Annotated in this window: 7 protein-coding genes; 2 read left to right on the forward strand and 5 right to left on the reverse strand. The window is 63.9% G+C overall.

Translation table 11 applies throughout. The features are described 5' to 3' along the window. Positions 1–122: 122 nt before the first annotated feature. A complete protein-coding gene (locus tag V7E26_RS00760) occupies positions 123–431 on the forward strand; it encodes a polyhydroxyalkanoic acid system family protein (protein ID WP_324412412.1) in 309 nt (102 codons plus the stop codon). On the opposite strand, the gene treY is transcribed toward V7E26_RS00760, so the two are convergent. The 5 genes from treY to treS are packed head-to-tail and all read right to left on the reverse strand — an operon-like array spanning position 418 to position 12491. Further along, complete coding sequence (gene treY, locus V7E26_RS00765) at positions 418–3219, reverse strand: malto-oligosyltrehalose synthase (RefSeq protein WP_324412414.1); 2802 nt, start codon at positions 3217–3219, stop codon at positions 418–420. The two genes, V7E26_RS00760 and treY, sit on opposite strands and share 14 nt — an antisense overlap. A 4-nt stretch (positions 3220–3223) precedes the next feature. Further along, a complete protein-coding gene (treZ, locus tag V7E26_RS00770) occupies positions 3224–4975 on the reverse strand; it encodes a malto-oligosyltrehalose trehalohydrolase (protein ID WP_324412415.1) in 1752 nt (583 codons plus the stop codon). After that, positions 4972–7047, reverse strand: a complete 2076-nt coding sequence (gene glgX, locus V7E26_RS00775; protein ID WP_324412416.1) for a glycogen debranching protein GlgX — start codon at positions 7045–7047, stop codon at positions 4972–4974. The genes treZ and glgX overlap by 4 nt, the downstream gene beginning before the upstream one ends. Positions 7048–7050: 3 nt before the next feature. Next, complete coding sequence (gene glgB, locus V7E26_RS00780; protein WP_324412418.1) at positions 7051–9198, reverse strand: 1,4-alpha-glucan branching protein GlgB; 2148 nt, start codon at positions 9196–9198, stop codon at positions 7051–7053. Further along, the gene (gene treS, locus V7E26_RS00785; protein ID WP_324412468.1) at positions 9195–12491 is read right to left on the reverse strand and encodes a maltose alpha-D-glucosyltransferase; all 3297 of its coding nucleotides are present in this window, start codon (positions 12489–12491) and stop codon (positions 9195–9197) included. The genes glgB and treS overlap by 4 nt, the downstream gene beginning before the upstream one ends. A gap of 291 nt (positions 12492–12782) precedes the next feature. Here treS and malQ point away from each other — a divergent pair, with 291 nt between their 5' ends. After that, a complete protein-coding gene (gene malQ, locus V7E26_RS00790) occupies positions 12783–14735 on the forward strand; it encodes a 4-alpha-glucanotransferase (protein WP_324412420.1) in 1953 nt (650 codons plus the stop codon). The last annotated feature ends 9 nt before the right edge of the window (positions 14736–14744 follow it).

The raw sequence follows: 14744 nt of genomic DNA on the forward strand, positions 1-14744 counted from the left end.
CTTCGCGCGGAACAACAATCGGGAGTCGGCTAAGTTCCCGATTGCGAGGCCCATAATCGGCGTGCCCCTTCCTTTCGAACCGCAAGCAATTACATGCGCTTAAGAAGAGGAGAGGGATTGCGATGACCAAACCGCTGGTGGTTTCCATTCCGCATAGCCTGGGACGCGAAGAGGCGATGCGCCGGCTGAAGTCGGGGCTTTCGCGCGCGGCTTCCAGCGTGCCGGTGCTGAGCGTCGACGAGGAGCGGTGGGAGGACAACCGCATGATTTTTCGCGTGCGCGCCCTTGGCCAAGCCGCGGCCGGCCATGTCGACGTCGCCGAAGATCATGTGCAGGTGGAAGTCGTGCTGCCGTGGCTGTTGCAGCGATTTGCCGAGGCCGCCCAGGCGGCGATCCAGAATCGCGGGAAGCTGTTGCTCACGAAGAATTAGCCGCCAGATGCTCGCGCTTGCGTGTGGGCCTCACCTCGCCATTGAAGCTGGCCTTCAGCACCGCCACCGGCATGTGCGCGAGCAGGTCGGAAAGCCGCAGTTGCGTGGCATCGCCATCGGCAAAGCCCTCGGCCGCATAGCCGCCGATATCAAGCGCGGCCTCATAAGCCTCCGGGCGAGGCCAATGCCTGCCGCCATCGGTGAACGGGGAAAACCACCGGGTAACGACGACAATCGATGCCTCGCGGCCGCGCCGCCGCGCGAAGGCAATGAAATGGCCGGCCTGTGGCCCGCTCACCTGCAATGGTTCGTAATCGCCGCTCGTGAAGACATTGGCGAGTTCGGTGCGAAGCTTGAGCAGGTGCCGGGTCCACGCAAGCTTTAGATGTCCGCTCGGCCATCCCTTGATTAGCCGGTCCCAGTCCGGCGCCTCGAGAGCATGGAGGCGGCCCGCGCGTTCGGCAAAATCGACCGGACGGCGGTTGTCGGGATCGACAAGTGAAAAATCCCAGAGCTCGGTGCCCTGGTAGAAGTCCGGTACGCCCGGCAGGGTCGCCTTCAGCGTGATCTGGCTCAGCGAATTCAACGCGCCCAGCAGCGACAGCCGCTGCGCCCGCGTTTGCAGGGAGTTCAGGAATTCGCCAGAAAGCGAAGGATCGAGAATTCTGGCAATGAAGTCTTTCAGGCCCGCCTCATAGGCCGGGTGGGGATTGAGCCAGCTCGTTTCCTGCTTGCCTTCCCGCGCGGCCTTCAGCGCATATTCCTGCATTCTTTCCACGAATGACGTGTCGTCCGGTTGCCATGCTCCGAGCAGCGCCTGATAGAGCATGTATTCGAATGTCGCCGACGGCGCGCGCAACTCGCCATCCGTCTGCACATGCGGGGCGTTGAGCAGCTTCCATCGCGCCACGGTGCCGGTCCATTCCCCCGGCATCTCGGCAAGCGCCATGATGCGCGCCCGCGCATCCTCGCCGCGCTTGGTATCGTGGGTCGCGGTGGCGGTCATGCCGTGCGGCCATTCCCTGGCGCGCGCCTGCATCATCTGCTGGAAGTCGCCAACCGACAGTGCTTGGGCTGCGGGATCGCCGCCGACTTCATTCAGCGCGAGCAGGCGATGGTAGCGGTAGAACGTGGTGTCCTCAAGCGACTTTGCCATCATCGGTCCGGTGAATTGCTGCACCTTCAACGCAAACCGGCGCACGCGCGGCGCGCTGTGATGCGTTCCTGATTTGATCAGGTCCATGGTCAGCGTATCGCGCAGGAAATCGAAAATGCCGTCATCGGCGGCGAACCAGTCAGCGCGCGCCCGCTCGATTGTCTCAGAGATCAATTCGCGATCGTGCGTTGATGGCCGCGACGATGTCAGATAGGTGCGATAGACCGGGAAGTGCAGCACATAGAGTTCGAGCGCCTGCCGCAGGCTGTCGGCGGAGTAGTCGCGGGTCGAGTAGTGCCCGTTGGCGATCCGCGCCAAGAGGCGCGTCAGCACCGTGAACTCGCTGGTCAGGAGCGTTTCCAGCACGCGCCGCTTGGCTTCCAGCACGATCGGTCCGAATTGCGGCGAACGGTTGCTGATCTGCCGCCAGATTTCATCGAGCGGCCCCAGCCCACGGCCGTCGATCAGCACCTGGGTGATCGCGTTCATCCACTCGTAGCCGGTGGTGCCGTGAACGCCGGCGAATGACGGCAGCTTCTCGTGTTCACCGAGAATTTTTTCGATCACAACGTAGAACGGGCGGCTTGGGCCGCCTTGCGCATCCCGGACCAGTCGGCGCAGGCGCTGGAAATACTGCACGGGATCGCGGAGACCGTCGATGTGGTCGAGCCGCAGCCCCTGCAGTTTGCCTTCGGCAATCAGCCGTTTGACCAGGCGGTGGATCGCCTCGAACGTGCCGGCATCCTCGACGCGCAGGCCCGCCAGCGTGTTGATGTCGAAGAAGCGCCGGTAGTTGATGTCGCTGGAAGCCAGACGCCAATGGCCGAGCTTGTAGTGCTGGCGTTCGAGCAGATGGTGCAGCGCCAGCGTCTGGGCAGTCCGATCCGCGCCCGCGCGGTAGGCCTCGATCCCCTCTGTAATGATGTCGGCGGCGCCCTCAATGCCCATCAACTCGGCCTTGAAGCCGGGTGCCTCCTTGCGGTTTGGGCGGCGCGGCCCTTGATAACGTAGCGCCAGTGACAGCATCGCCTTGCCGGCGGCGCTTCCTTCAGCGCCCGCTTCCTTGACGATCATTCGCAGGATTTCGCCATAACGCTCCGGCGCGATCGGCAGCCGGTGCTCGTAGTACCACGCCGAAAAGCTGCCTTCGCTCGCCTCATAGCGCAACTCGATCTCGCCGCTTTCGAGTGCTTGCCCGTAGGACGAGCCAAGGATCGGCAGCAGCACGCCGCCGCGGGCACGGTAGGGCAGTTGCTCCCAGTCGATGTCGAAGGAGGCTGCGTGCGGCGAGGCAGGTCCCCATTCCAGCACATCGAGCCACCACGGGTTGTCGGCGTAGTGCACGCCGACATGGTTGGGCACGAAATCGAGGATCAGCCCGAGATCGTGCTGTCGGAGTGCGGCGCTGAGACGCTCGAAGCCGGCCTCGCCGCCGAGTTCCGGATTGAATGCGGCATGATCGGTGACGTCATAGCCGTGCGTTGAGCCCTTGCGGGCGCGCATGAAGGGGGAGGCATAGAGATGAGTGATGCCGAGCGCCTTCAGATAGGGCACCACGGCGGTAGCAGCATCGAAATCGAAGTCCGCCGTCAGTTGCAGGCGGTAGGTCGCGATCGGGATCGCCGGGGGCATGTTCCTATCCGATGCGCCAGTGCACCGACCATGGCGGGACGCTATTGCCCAACTCGCGGCCCCAGATCAGGGTTCCCTTTGCATCGTCATGGCTGACCGCCTTTTCCGACAGGTTGGCGGTGAGGCGAAGCGTCGTGCCATCGCCTATCCGCCAGTCGGCGGTCAGCAGGTCGTTGCCGACCGTGTCCGCTTTTCCAAAGGATGCGCCTGCCAGCCGCGGCATGATCTCGCGCCGCCGAACCTGCAGCAATTCGCGCACCATGGCGAGGCGCTTGCGTCCCGCCGGCGCGTCGCGGCCGTCCCAATCGAGCACGGCTGAATCACGGGTCGAAGCGGCCAGCGCATCGGGGACCTCGTCGCCATATTCCGCATAGGCCCAGGCCAGTTCGACGCGGCGGCCCTTGCGAACAGCGTCGGCGAGATCGCCGCCGAAGTCGCAGAAGAACGGAAAGGGCGCCCTCGAGCCCCATTCCTCGCCCATGAACAGCATCGGGATATGCGGCGCGATCAGCAAAACCTGAAGCGCCGCCTCGATCATCCGCGGATCGGCGTTGCCTTCGAGCCGGTCGCCCAGCGCACGATTGCCGATCTGGTCGTGATTCTGCAGGAAATTGATGAACGCCGTCGGCGGCAGGTGTCCGCTCGGCTCGCCGCGATGGCTGCGGCGAAATTCCGAAGGTTCGCCCTGATAGACAAAACCTGACGACAGCGAGCGGATTAGATCGGAGATCGACGAGCGCTGGTAGTCGACATAGTAGCCCTGCTTCTCGCCCGTCATCAGCACGCGCCATGCATGATGATAGTCGTCGTTCCACTGCGCGCGGTATTTGCCGTGTGGAGGGTCCTGCACCGGATCAAGAAGGCTGGCGCGGTTGTCGCCGTTCTCGAGCACGAGGTGAATCTGCCGCCCGGTTTCCGCGGCGAGCCGACCGGTGGCGGCGCTAATGTCGTGCAGCAGCGACAGCCCGCCCGGTTCGACGATGGAGTTGACGGCATCCAGCCGCAATCCGTCGAAGCGATAGTCGCGCAGCCAGTACAGCGCATTCTCGATTGCGAAGGCGCGGACTTGTTCGACGCGATAGTCGATCGCGCTGCCCCAGGGCGTGTGGGCTTCCGTGAAGAAGGAGGGCGCATAGCGGCCGAGATAGTTTCCTTCGGGGCCGAAATGATTGTAGACGACGTCGAGCAGCACCATCAGCCCGCGCAGATGCGCCTCGTCGATCAGCGCCTTGAGATCGTCGGGCCGTCCATAGGCGCTGTCGGGCGCATACCACAACACGCCGTCATAACCCCAATTGCGCGAGCCGGCGAAATCCGCCAGCGGCATCAGTTCGAGTGCGGTGATGCCGGTTTCGACGAGATGATCCAGCCTGTCGATCATCGCGCGATGGGTCCCTTGTTTCGTGAAGGTGCCGACATGGGCCTCGACGATGACGGCCTCGTGCCACGGCCGGCCGCACCAGTCGGCGGCGCGCCAGCGATAGGCGCCGTGGTCGATCACTTCGCTCGGGCCGAACACGTCCTCGGGCTGGAACAGAGATGCGGGATCGGGCACATCGATCTCGCCGTCGATGCGGAACTTGTAGCGCGCGCCGGGTTTCACGCCGGCGATGTCGGCGTTGAACCAGCCGTCCCCACCGCGCGTCATCGCGTGAGGACGTTCCAGCATCACATCGACGCGTTTCGCGGCCGGTGCCCACAGCCGAAACCGCGTGCCGTAATCGGCCAGCGACGGCCCGAATTGACGGCCATTCATGCCGCGCCTGCGAAGGCAAGCACCGACCGCGGCGGTGCGCTGGTGTGGGCGCCAGATGCGAATTCGATGGAAGTCTCCACGGCCTCGGTCGTGTTCAGCACCTGCTGCCAGTTCTTGTACTCTGGTATCCTGGGCAAGGTGAAAACGATCTCTTCGGGGGCGGCGTTCAGCACTATAAAGATCGGCGGCTGGCCTTGTTCCAGCGGCGCCAGCACGTAGGCGAGGAACCGTCCTTCCGGAAAATTCCAGTCGGCTTCCTGCATCTCCTCGGCCGCCGGCGTCAGCCACAGCCCGTCAAAAGAGCCGTCCTTGCGCCGACCGGACAGCCAGCGCTGCGAGCGCAACTGCGGAAATCGCCGCCGCAGCGCCGTCATGTGCCCGACGAAATCGGTGAGGTCGTCGCCTTGCTTGCCGAGATTCTCCCAGTTGACCCAGCCGATCTCGTTGTCCTGGCAATAGGCGTTGTTGTTGCCGTTCTGCGCATTGCCGACCTCGTCGCCGGCCAGCATCAGCGGCGTACCCTGCGCGAGGAACAGGCAGGCGAGCTGGTTCTTGCGGAGCTGCCGGCGCAGCGCGACGATCGCCGCATCCGTGGTCGGGCCCTCATGGCCGCAATTGTTGCTGTGGTTGTCGTAGGAGCCGTCGCGATTGCCTTCGCCGTTGGCTTCGTTGTGCTTCTCGTTGTAGCTGAACAGATCGGCCAGCGTGAAACCGTCATGGACGGTGATGTGATTGATGCCAGCACGCGTCGCGCGGTTGTCGTGGTGGAATAGATCGGACGAGGCGGTCATGCGGCGGGATACTTCGCCGATCAGGCTGCCTTCGCCGCTCCAGTAGCGCCGCAGCGCACTGCGGTAGCGGTCGTTCCATTCCGACCATTGCGAGGGAAACGCGCCGACCTGATAGCCCCCCATGCCGAGGTCCCAGGGTTCGGCGACCAGCTTGACGCTCGCGAGCACCGGGTCCTGCCGCACGGCGGTGAGGAATGCGGAGTTGCGATCGTAGCCATTCGGCGTCCGCGCCAGCGTGGTGGCGAGGTCGAAGCGGAAGCCGTCGACATGGCAGACGTCGACCCAGTAGCGCAGCGAATCCATCACCATCTGCAGCACGCGCGGATGGGTCAGGTTGACGGAGCTGCCGCAGCCGGTGAAGTCGTCGTAGTAGCGCGGATTGTCCTTGCTGAGCCAGTAATAGGATGCGTTGTCGATGCCGCGGAATGACAGCGTCGGGCCGAGATGATTGCCCTCGGCGGTGTGGTTATAGACCACGTCGAGCATCACCTCGATGCCGGCATCGTGCAGCCGCGCCACGGTGGTGCGGAACGCATCGAGCGCGTTGTCCTGCGCATAGCGCGGCTCCGGCGCGAAGAACGCCAGCGTGTTGTAGCCCCAATAGTTGGTAAGCTTGCGCTCCACCAGCACGCGGTCGTCGATCAGCCCATGGACCGGCAGAAGTTCGATGGTGGTGACGCCGAGCCGCTTGAGGTGGTCGATCATCGCGGGTGAGCACAGCCCGCCATAGGTGCCCCGCCAGGCCGGCGCGACGTCATTACGCTGTTGCGTGAGGCCCTTGACGTGGGCCTCGTAGATGATGGTGTCTTCCCAGGATATGTTCGGCCGCATCTCGCGGCGTCCCCAGTTGAAGGTCTCGTCAACCACGACCGCTTTCGGCATGCCGCGGGCGTTGTCGCGACGGTCGAAGGAAAGATCCTCGCGCGCGCTGCCGGTGCGGTAGCCGAAATGCGCGTCGCTCCATACCAGCCGCCCGGCGAGGCGCTTGGCATAGGGATCGAGCAGCAGCTTGTTGGGGTTGAAGCGATGTCCGCGCTCCGGCGCGTAGGGGCCATGGACGCGGAAGCCGTAGAGCTGTCCGGGTGAGACGTCGTTGAGATAGCCATGCCAGACGTCCTCATTGCGCTCCGGCAGTTCGATCCGCTCGATTTCACGGCGCCCCTGTCCATCGAACAGGCAGAGCTCGACCTTTTCCGCATTGGCCGAGAACAGCGCAAAATTGGTGCCGCGGCCGTCCCAGCTTGCTCCAAGGCGTGCGGGACTTCCCGCGGACAATCGCATGCGTCAGCTTTCCGGTACGAGAAAGATCGCAGCCAGTGGCGGAATGGTCAGGCTGAGTTCGGGAATGCTGCCTTCCAGAGTGTGGACGTTACCGACATTGCCGACATTGCTGCCGCCATAATGGGCGGAATCGGAATTGAGCACTTCTTTCCAGTTGCCGGCGAACGGCACCCGGACGCGATACTCGCGATAGACGTTCGGTGAGAAGTTCACGACCACGAGACAGCGCGCATGCGAATCGCTTCCCTTGCGCAACCAGGCAAAGATGTTGTTGCCGGAGTCGTGGGTGATGACCCATTCGAATCCGGCCTGGTTGCAGTCCATCTCATGCAGCGCCGGAACGTTGCGATAGAGGTGGTTGAGGTCGCGGATCAGGTTCTGGATGCCGCTATGGCGCTGCTGTCCCAACAGGTGCCAGTCCAGCGATTGATCGTGATTCCATTCGCGCTCCTGGCCGAACTCGCAGCCCATGAACAGCAACTTCTTGCCGGGATGGCCGAACATGAAGCTGTAATAGGCGCGCAAATTGGCAAAGCGCTGCCACTCGTCGCCCGGCATGCGGCCGAGAATCGAGCGCTTGCCGTGCACGACTTCGTCATGCGACAGCGGCAGAATGAAATTCTCCGAAAACGCATAGTGCAGGCCGAACAGTACGTCGCCGTGATGGTGCTTCCGGTAGACCGGGTCCTTGCCGACATATTTCAGCGTGTCGTGCATCCACCCCATGTTCCACTTGAAGCCGAAGCCAAGCCCGCCATATTCGACCGGCCGCGACACCTGCGGCCACGCGGTGGATTCTTCCGCCGCCGTCGTGGCGTCTGGGAAATGCCCGAACAGCTCGATGTTGAAGCGGCGCAGGAATTCGATGGCTTCGAGATTCTCCCTGCCGCCGTGCTGGTTCGGAATCCATTCGCCGGCCGGCCGGCTGTAGTCGAGATAGAGCATCGAGGCGACCGCATCGACGCGCAGGCCGTCGACGCCATAGCGATCGAGCCAGAACAGCGCGTTGGACACCAGGAAGTTGACCACTTCGGTGCGGCCGTAATTGTAGATCAGGGTGCCCCAGTCGAGATGGCGCCCCTGCATTGGATTGGCATGCTCGTAGAGCGCCGTGCCGTCGAAATAGCCGAGCCCGTGCGGATCATCAGGGAAATGTCCGGGCACCCAGTCGAGCCAGACACCTAGCCCTTCGCGATGGCAGGCATCGACGAGGGCTGAAAAATCCTCCGGCGTGCCGAAACGGCTGGTCGGTGCATAGAGGCCGGTCGGCTGATAACCCCACGAGCCGTCGAACGGGTGTTCGCTGACGGGCAGAAACTCGATATGGGTAAAGCCCATGTCTTTCGCATAGGCCGGAAGCTGTTCGGCAAGGTCGCGATAGCTCAGCCATTCATTGCCGTTCTTGCGCCGCCACGATCCGAGATGCACCTCGTAGATCGAGATCGGCGCCTCCACCGCGTTGATGCCGGTTGGCGCCGGCCGCGGCTTCGGAATTTTGCGCTCATCGATGACGATCGAGGCCGTCGACGGGCGGATCTCGGCGGCAAAGGCCACCGGATCGGATTTCAGCGGCAGATGCCGCCCGTCGGGCCCGGTAATGTCGAACTTGTAGCGATCGCCGACGCTGGCGTGCGGCACGAACAATTCCCAATAGCCGACGCCGCGCACGCGCATCGGATGCCGCCTTGCATTCCAGAAGTTGAAATCGCCGACCACGCTGACGCCCTTGGCGTTCGGCGCCAGCACCACGAACGCCACGCCCTCGACGCAGTCGAGGGTCATCGGGTGCGCGCCGATCTTGTCGTAGATCCGCCGGTGGGTGCCTTCGCCCAGCAGATAAAGGTCGAAGTCGCTGAGCACGGGCGGGAAGCGATAGGGATCGTCGAGCTCGACGACATTGTCGCCGAACCGGGCGCGCAGCTGGTAGCGCCTGGAGCCGTTCGGCAGCGCGCCGGCAAACAGCCCGGCATCGTGAATTCGCTTGAGCGGCGCGGTCTCGCCATGCTCGCCGACCGCCTCCACGTTGGAGGCTTCGGGAATGAACGCGCGCACCACGCTGTGGCCGTCCTCGCTGTGCAGACCGAGATAACGGAATGGATCGGAATGCTTGCCTTCGATGATGGCGTAGGCCTCGGCGGGCAGCTTGGTCATGAGGCCTCGAAGGATGGTTGGGACAACAATCTGAGAATTCCGATCAGGGGCATGCGCAGCCATTCCGGCCGGAATAACAGTTCGTGTTCGATTTCGTTCATGGCCTTCTCGAGCAGGAAGAAGGTCAACAGCCCGTCTGCCGCCTTGGGGTCGGCCGGCCATAGCCGCTGGTCGGTCAGCGCCTCGTGGTAAGCCGCGAGCAACGCCGCCACTCCGCGGTCGCGCCACTCCGCAAGCGCCGCACCAAGCTTGCCATGCTCATCGTGGGCCACTTTGAGCGCGCGCTCAAGGGCTGCGGTAGCCGAATAGTCGATCGAGCGGATCAGGCTGGCGACGTCGCGTGCCGCGGGTACCTTGCGCCGGCGCTCGGCGATGCTGCGTCGCGGCGCGCCCTCGAAGTCGGTGATGAAGATGTCGTCCTTGACGATCAGCAACTGGCTGAGATCGAGGTCGCCGTGGCCGCGGATGCTGGCGATGGCCGTCTCGCGCAGCAGCAGCGTTTCCAAAAGATCGGGCAGAGCCGGCTTCAGTGCCAGCACCTGATCGGCCAGCGGGCGGTCGGCTTCCCTCAGCGTGTCGCGCCGCTGCCGAAGCGCATCGAAAACCCGGTTCGCGCACAGCATAAGGTCGTCGATCCAGCGCTGCACGTCTTCGCGACCGGCCGGCTCCGGCGCGAATTCGGGAAGTTCGTCGTTGCTGGCTAACGCCATGTGCAGTTCGGCCACGCGCCGCCCGGCCTGCGACATGTAGCGCAGATAGGGAATCTCTTCCTCGCGCTCGCCGGGATGGATGCTTTCCGCCAGCAGGCGCTGCTCCTCGACGAAGCGGTCGAGATAGCCCGCGCTCATCGTCCAGAGGTCACCCTGATTGGCGACGAAGGCGTGGACGACGCCGATCGCGCTCTTCTCGTTGCCTTCGACCAGTTCGACGCTGCCGAGCAGGGCCGGCGCATTGGCGAAGTTGACGACGTCGGTCAGGAAGCGCCCCATCTCGATCTCGGGATTGGAGCCCGCCTGCAGCGTCCGATAGATCTTCACGACGTAGTCGTTGTCCACCAGCGCGCTGCTGCGCGGTCGGTCGGTCTCCACGATGCGAATATGCTCGGGCTGCCGGATCGGCTTGTCGCTGAAGCGGCCGGTCGGCCGGAATTCGAGCTGCAGGCCCTGTTCGCCCTCGTCCACGGTGAGCGATTGCTGCAGATTGCGCAGCAACAGCGAAATGAAGATCTGGTCGGTGGCGACGTCGAGCAGCGTTCCCTCGCGCGCACCCTGGCGGACAGCCGCCAGCGCCTGCGGGTTGTAGCGCTCACGGTCGAAGCGCACCCATTCGATCTGCATCGGCAGCATGTAGCGCGTCGACGTCCCGCGTTCGGCGGTTTCGAAGAAGGCAAGCCACGGCCGGTTGTCGCCGATGTCGCAGAACGGAATGGCCGAGGTCAGCACCGGGCGGATCGCTTTCGCCGACCGTTCCGGATACCAGCGGCTGCGCGCCAGGTGGTCGGGAAGCACGTCGCGCTCGAACACGCCGCGTTCGCGCGCCAGCGACACCCAGGTCGAGTTCAACGGCACCACCAGCGTTTCGAACTCGGGCACCGCGCGTGGCGGCGTCGGCATCGACTTGTCGGGTTCCTGCAGTTCGAACCAGTAGAAGCCATAGGGGGCGAGCGTGATCATGTAGGGTAGCTCGCCGATCGCCGGGAAGCGGGTGCGCCCGAGCATTTCCAGTGGAATGCGGTCCTTGAAGGCGGAGAGGTCGAGCTCGGTCGCCTGTGCCGATCGCGAGAGGTTGGCGACGCACAGGATGATCTCGCCCTGATACTGCCGCACGTAACACAGCACCGAGCGGTTTTCCGGGCGGATGAACGTCATGGTGCCGCGCCCGAAGGCGAGCGTCGATTTGCGCACCGCGATCAGCTTCTTGGTGGCCGAGAGCAGCGAGGACAGGCTGCGCGACTGCGCCTCGACATTGACCGCTTCATAGCCGTAGACCGGGTCCATGATGGTCGGTGCGTAGAGCCTCGCCGGGTCGGCGCGCGAGAAGCCGCCATTGCGGTCCGGCGTCCATTGCATCGGGGTGCGCACGCCGTTGCGGTCGCCGAGATAGATGTTGTCGCCCATGCCGATCTCGTCGCCGTAATAGATGATCGGCGTGCCCGGGAACGACAGCAGCAGCGAGTTCATCAATTCGATCTTGCGCCGGTCATTGTCCATCAAGGGCGCCAGGCGGCGGCGGATGCCGACATTGATGCGGGCGCGGGGGTCGTTGGCATAGGTCGACCACAGATAGTCGCGCTCGACGTCGGTGACCATTTCCAGCGTCAGCTCGTCATGATTGCGCAGGAACAGCGCCCACTGGCAGTTGGCCGGGATATCGGGCGTCTGGCGCAGAATGTCGGTGATCGGGAAGCGGTCTTCCTGCGCGATCGCCATGTAGATGCGCGGCATCAGCGGGAAATGATAGGCCATGTGGCATTCGTCGCCGCGGCCGAAATATTCCTGCACGTCCTCCGGCCATTGATTGGCCTCGGCGAGCAGCACCTTGCCCTTGGCGTAGGCATCGAGCTCGCCGCGCAATCGTTTGATGATCGTGTGCGTCTCGGGCAGGTTCTCATTGTTGGTGCCGTCGCGCTCGCACAGATAGGGAATGGCGTCGAGCCGGAAGCCGTCGACGCCGGTGTCGAGCCAGCGCTTCATCACCTGCACCAGCGCGCTCACCACCCGCGGATTGTCGAAATTGAGGTCCGGCTGATGGGAGAAGAAGCGGTGCCAGTAGAACTGGCCGGCTTCCGGGTCCCAGGTCCAGTTCGATTTCTCGGTGTCGGTGAAGATGATCCGCGTGCCCAGATATTTCTGGTCGGTATCGCTCCAGACATACCAGTTGCGTGCGCTCGAATTCGGGTCCGAGCGGCGGGCGCGCTTGAACCAGTCGTGCTGGTCGGAGGTGTGGTTGATGACGAGCTCGGTGATGACGCGCAGGCCGCGCTTCTTGGCTTCCTGGATGAAGCGGCGGAAATCCTTCATCGTCCCGAAATCGGGATTGATGTCGCCATAGTCGGCGATGTCGTAGCCGTCGTCGCGGCCGGGCGAGGGGTAGAACGGCAAAAGCCACAGCGTGGTGACCCCGAGATCCTGCAGGTAGCCCAGCTTCTCGGTCAGTCCGGCAAAATCGCCGATGCCGTCATTGTTGCTGTCGGCGAACGCCTTGACGTGGAGTTGGTAGATGATGGCGTCCTTGTACCAGAGCTCGTCGGTCGCGCCGTCGGTGGCTGGCACCTCCTTTGCTTCGAGCAACAGGCCGCCTCTATCCAGGGGATAGGTACCGTCGACAGGGAGGGAGACGCCGGCGTTGGAGCTCTCGGCGGTTTGCGCTTTTTTGTTCACGGTGATGCCATTGCCATGGAAATGACGTCCCCGTTTCGTTTGCAGAAGCGGAGACGTTCCGGACGGAGGATAGAAGCCGCCAATCTCACTTTGGTTCCCCGGGAACCGTTGGTGGGACTCGGCGTTACTCACCCTCTATCCCCTTCCGGTATTTGGACAATTTCGCGACATCCGGATGATGTTTGCGTGCAAAGTACGTGCCGAATGGACCTTTTTGCAGAAGCCAGCGCCCGCGGGATTCAGACTGAGTTCCTGGATGGTCAGGGTCACCGCCGTGTGACGGATGCGGCGGCCCTCAAAATTATCCTGGATGCCCTGCCGCCGGAGGCCCCCGGGCCCCTGCTGGGGCGTCCGGTCATCGTTCGCTCCGGGCGTCCCGCGCGCACCCAGCTTTCGGCCGGCGCCAGGCTCCCGGCAAACTGGAAAATCGTGGTGGATTCGAGGGTTATCGCGGAAGGCGAAGCCGCCGGCCGCCTCATCGACTGGCCATCCGACCTGCCGTTCGGCATCTACCGGCTGCTCCTCACCGATTCCGGCGGCGTCAGCGAGGACGTGCCGCTGCTATCGGTGCCGGAGCGGGCCTTTGGCGGCGATTTCGACCGCTGCTGGCTGCTCGCGGTTCAGCTCTACAGTGTCCGATCGGCGCGCAACTGGGGCATCGGCGACTTCACCGACCTTGCGGGTCTGGTCGAGTTCGCCGGACGGCTCGGGGCCGACGGCGTCGGGCTCAATCCGCTGCACGCGCTGTTCGACGACCGCCCGGGAGATTGCAGTCCATATTCGCCGAACAGCCGCCTGTTCCTCAACGCGCTCTATATCGACGTTGAAAAGCTTCCCGAATACCGGATCGACGCCGAGACGCGCGATGCCCTGGCGTCGCTGCGGTCGGGCGAGATCATCGATTATGTCGCCGCCGCCGGCTTCAAATGGCGAGCGCTTCGCGCCGCTTTTGCGGTCTTCACGGCCAACCCGGATCCGGCGCGGCTGAAGGATTTCGACAAATTCCGCGCCGAGCGCGGCGCCCTGTTGTCGCACTTCGCCTGCTTCGAGGTGCTCCGGCACAAATTCGGTAAGCCGTGGTGGGAATGGCCGGACGCGTGGCGGCAGCCTGACGACGCCGGATGCGCCGCACTGCGCAAAGGTGAGGACGCCGGCGAGATCGAGTTTGTCGAGTTCGTGCAATGGACCGCCGACCGGCAATTGGGAGCTGCCGCCGATTTGGCGAAGAAGCTCGGCATGACGGTCGGGCTCTATCTCGACGTCGCCGTCGGGGTGCAGGCCGATGGGTTCGATGCCTGGAACGAGCAGGTCGCGATCTCGCGCCATCTCGGCGTCGGTGCGCCGCCCGATCCGCTCAACACCGCAGGCCAGAGCTGGGGCCTTGCCGGCTTCAATGCGGTCGGCCTGGAGCGGCAATCCTTCGCGCCGTTCCGCGACATGCTGCGCGCCTCGATGCGCCATGCCGGCGCCATCCGCCTCGATCATGTGCTCGGGCTGAAGCGGCTCTATCTGGTGCCGCAGGGATTCACGGCGCGCGACGGCGTCTATGTCCAGATGCCGTTCGAGGCGCTGCTGGCGGTAACCGCGCAGGAAAGCGTCGCCAATCGCTGCGTGGTGATCGGCGAAGACCTCGGCACGGTGCCGGAAGGTTTTCGCGACCAGATCGCGGATTGGGGAATCTGGTCGTATCTCGTGATGATGTTCGAGCGCGACGATGGCGGCTCGTTCCGCAACATCGATCATTATCTGGCCAACGCGCTCGTCACATTCAACACCCACGATCTCTCGACCTATGCGGGCTGGCGCTCGTTCGGCGATCTCAAGATAAAGCGCGCGCTCGGCATCGATCCCGGCGAGACCGATGATGCGCGCTGGCATGCGCTGGCGATGCTTGACGAGGTGCTCCGTCATAATTCCATCGACCGTAACGATCTCTATTCGGTGGCGAATTTCCAGGCGCGCACCCGGTCGCGGCTGCTCGCGATCTCGCTGGAGGATCTGCTCGGCGTGGTGGACCAGCCCAACATTCCCGGCACCGTCAATGAGCATCCGAACTGGCGTCGGCGGCTGCCGGTGCCGCTCGAGGAGATGGCTTCCGCGATGGATGTCGATGCGATCAAGAATGCGACCCGGGAGCGCTCGCGCGCTGCGGCGTGATGTCAGGCG

Origin of the sequence: Bradyrhizobium sp. (assembly GCF_036735945.1) — a bacterium.
Classification (GTDB): domain Bacteria; phylum Pseudomonadota; class Alphaproteobacteria; order Rhizobiales; family Xanthobacteraceae; genus Bradyrhizobium.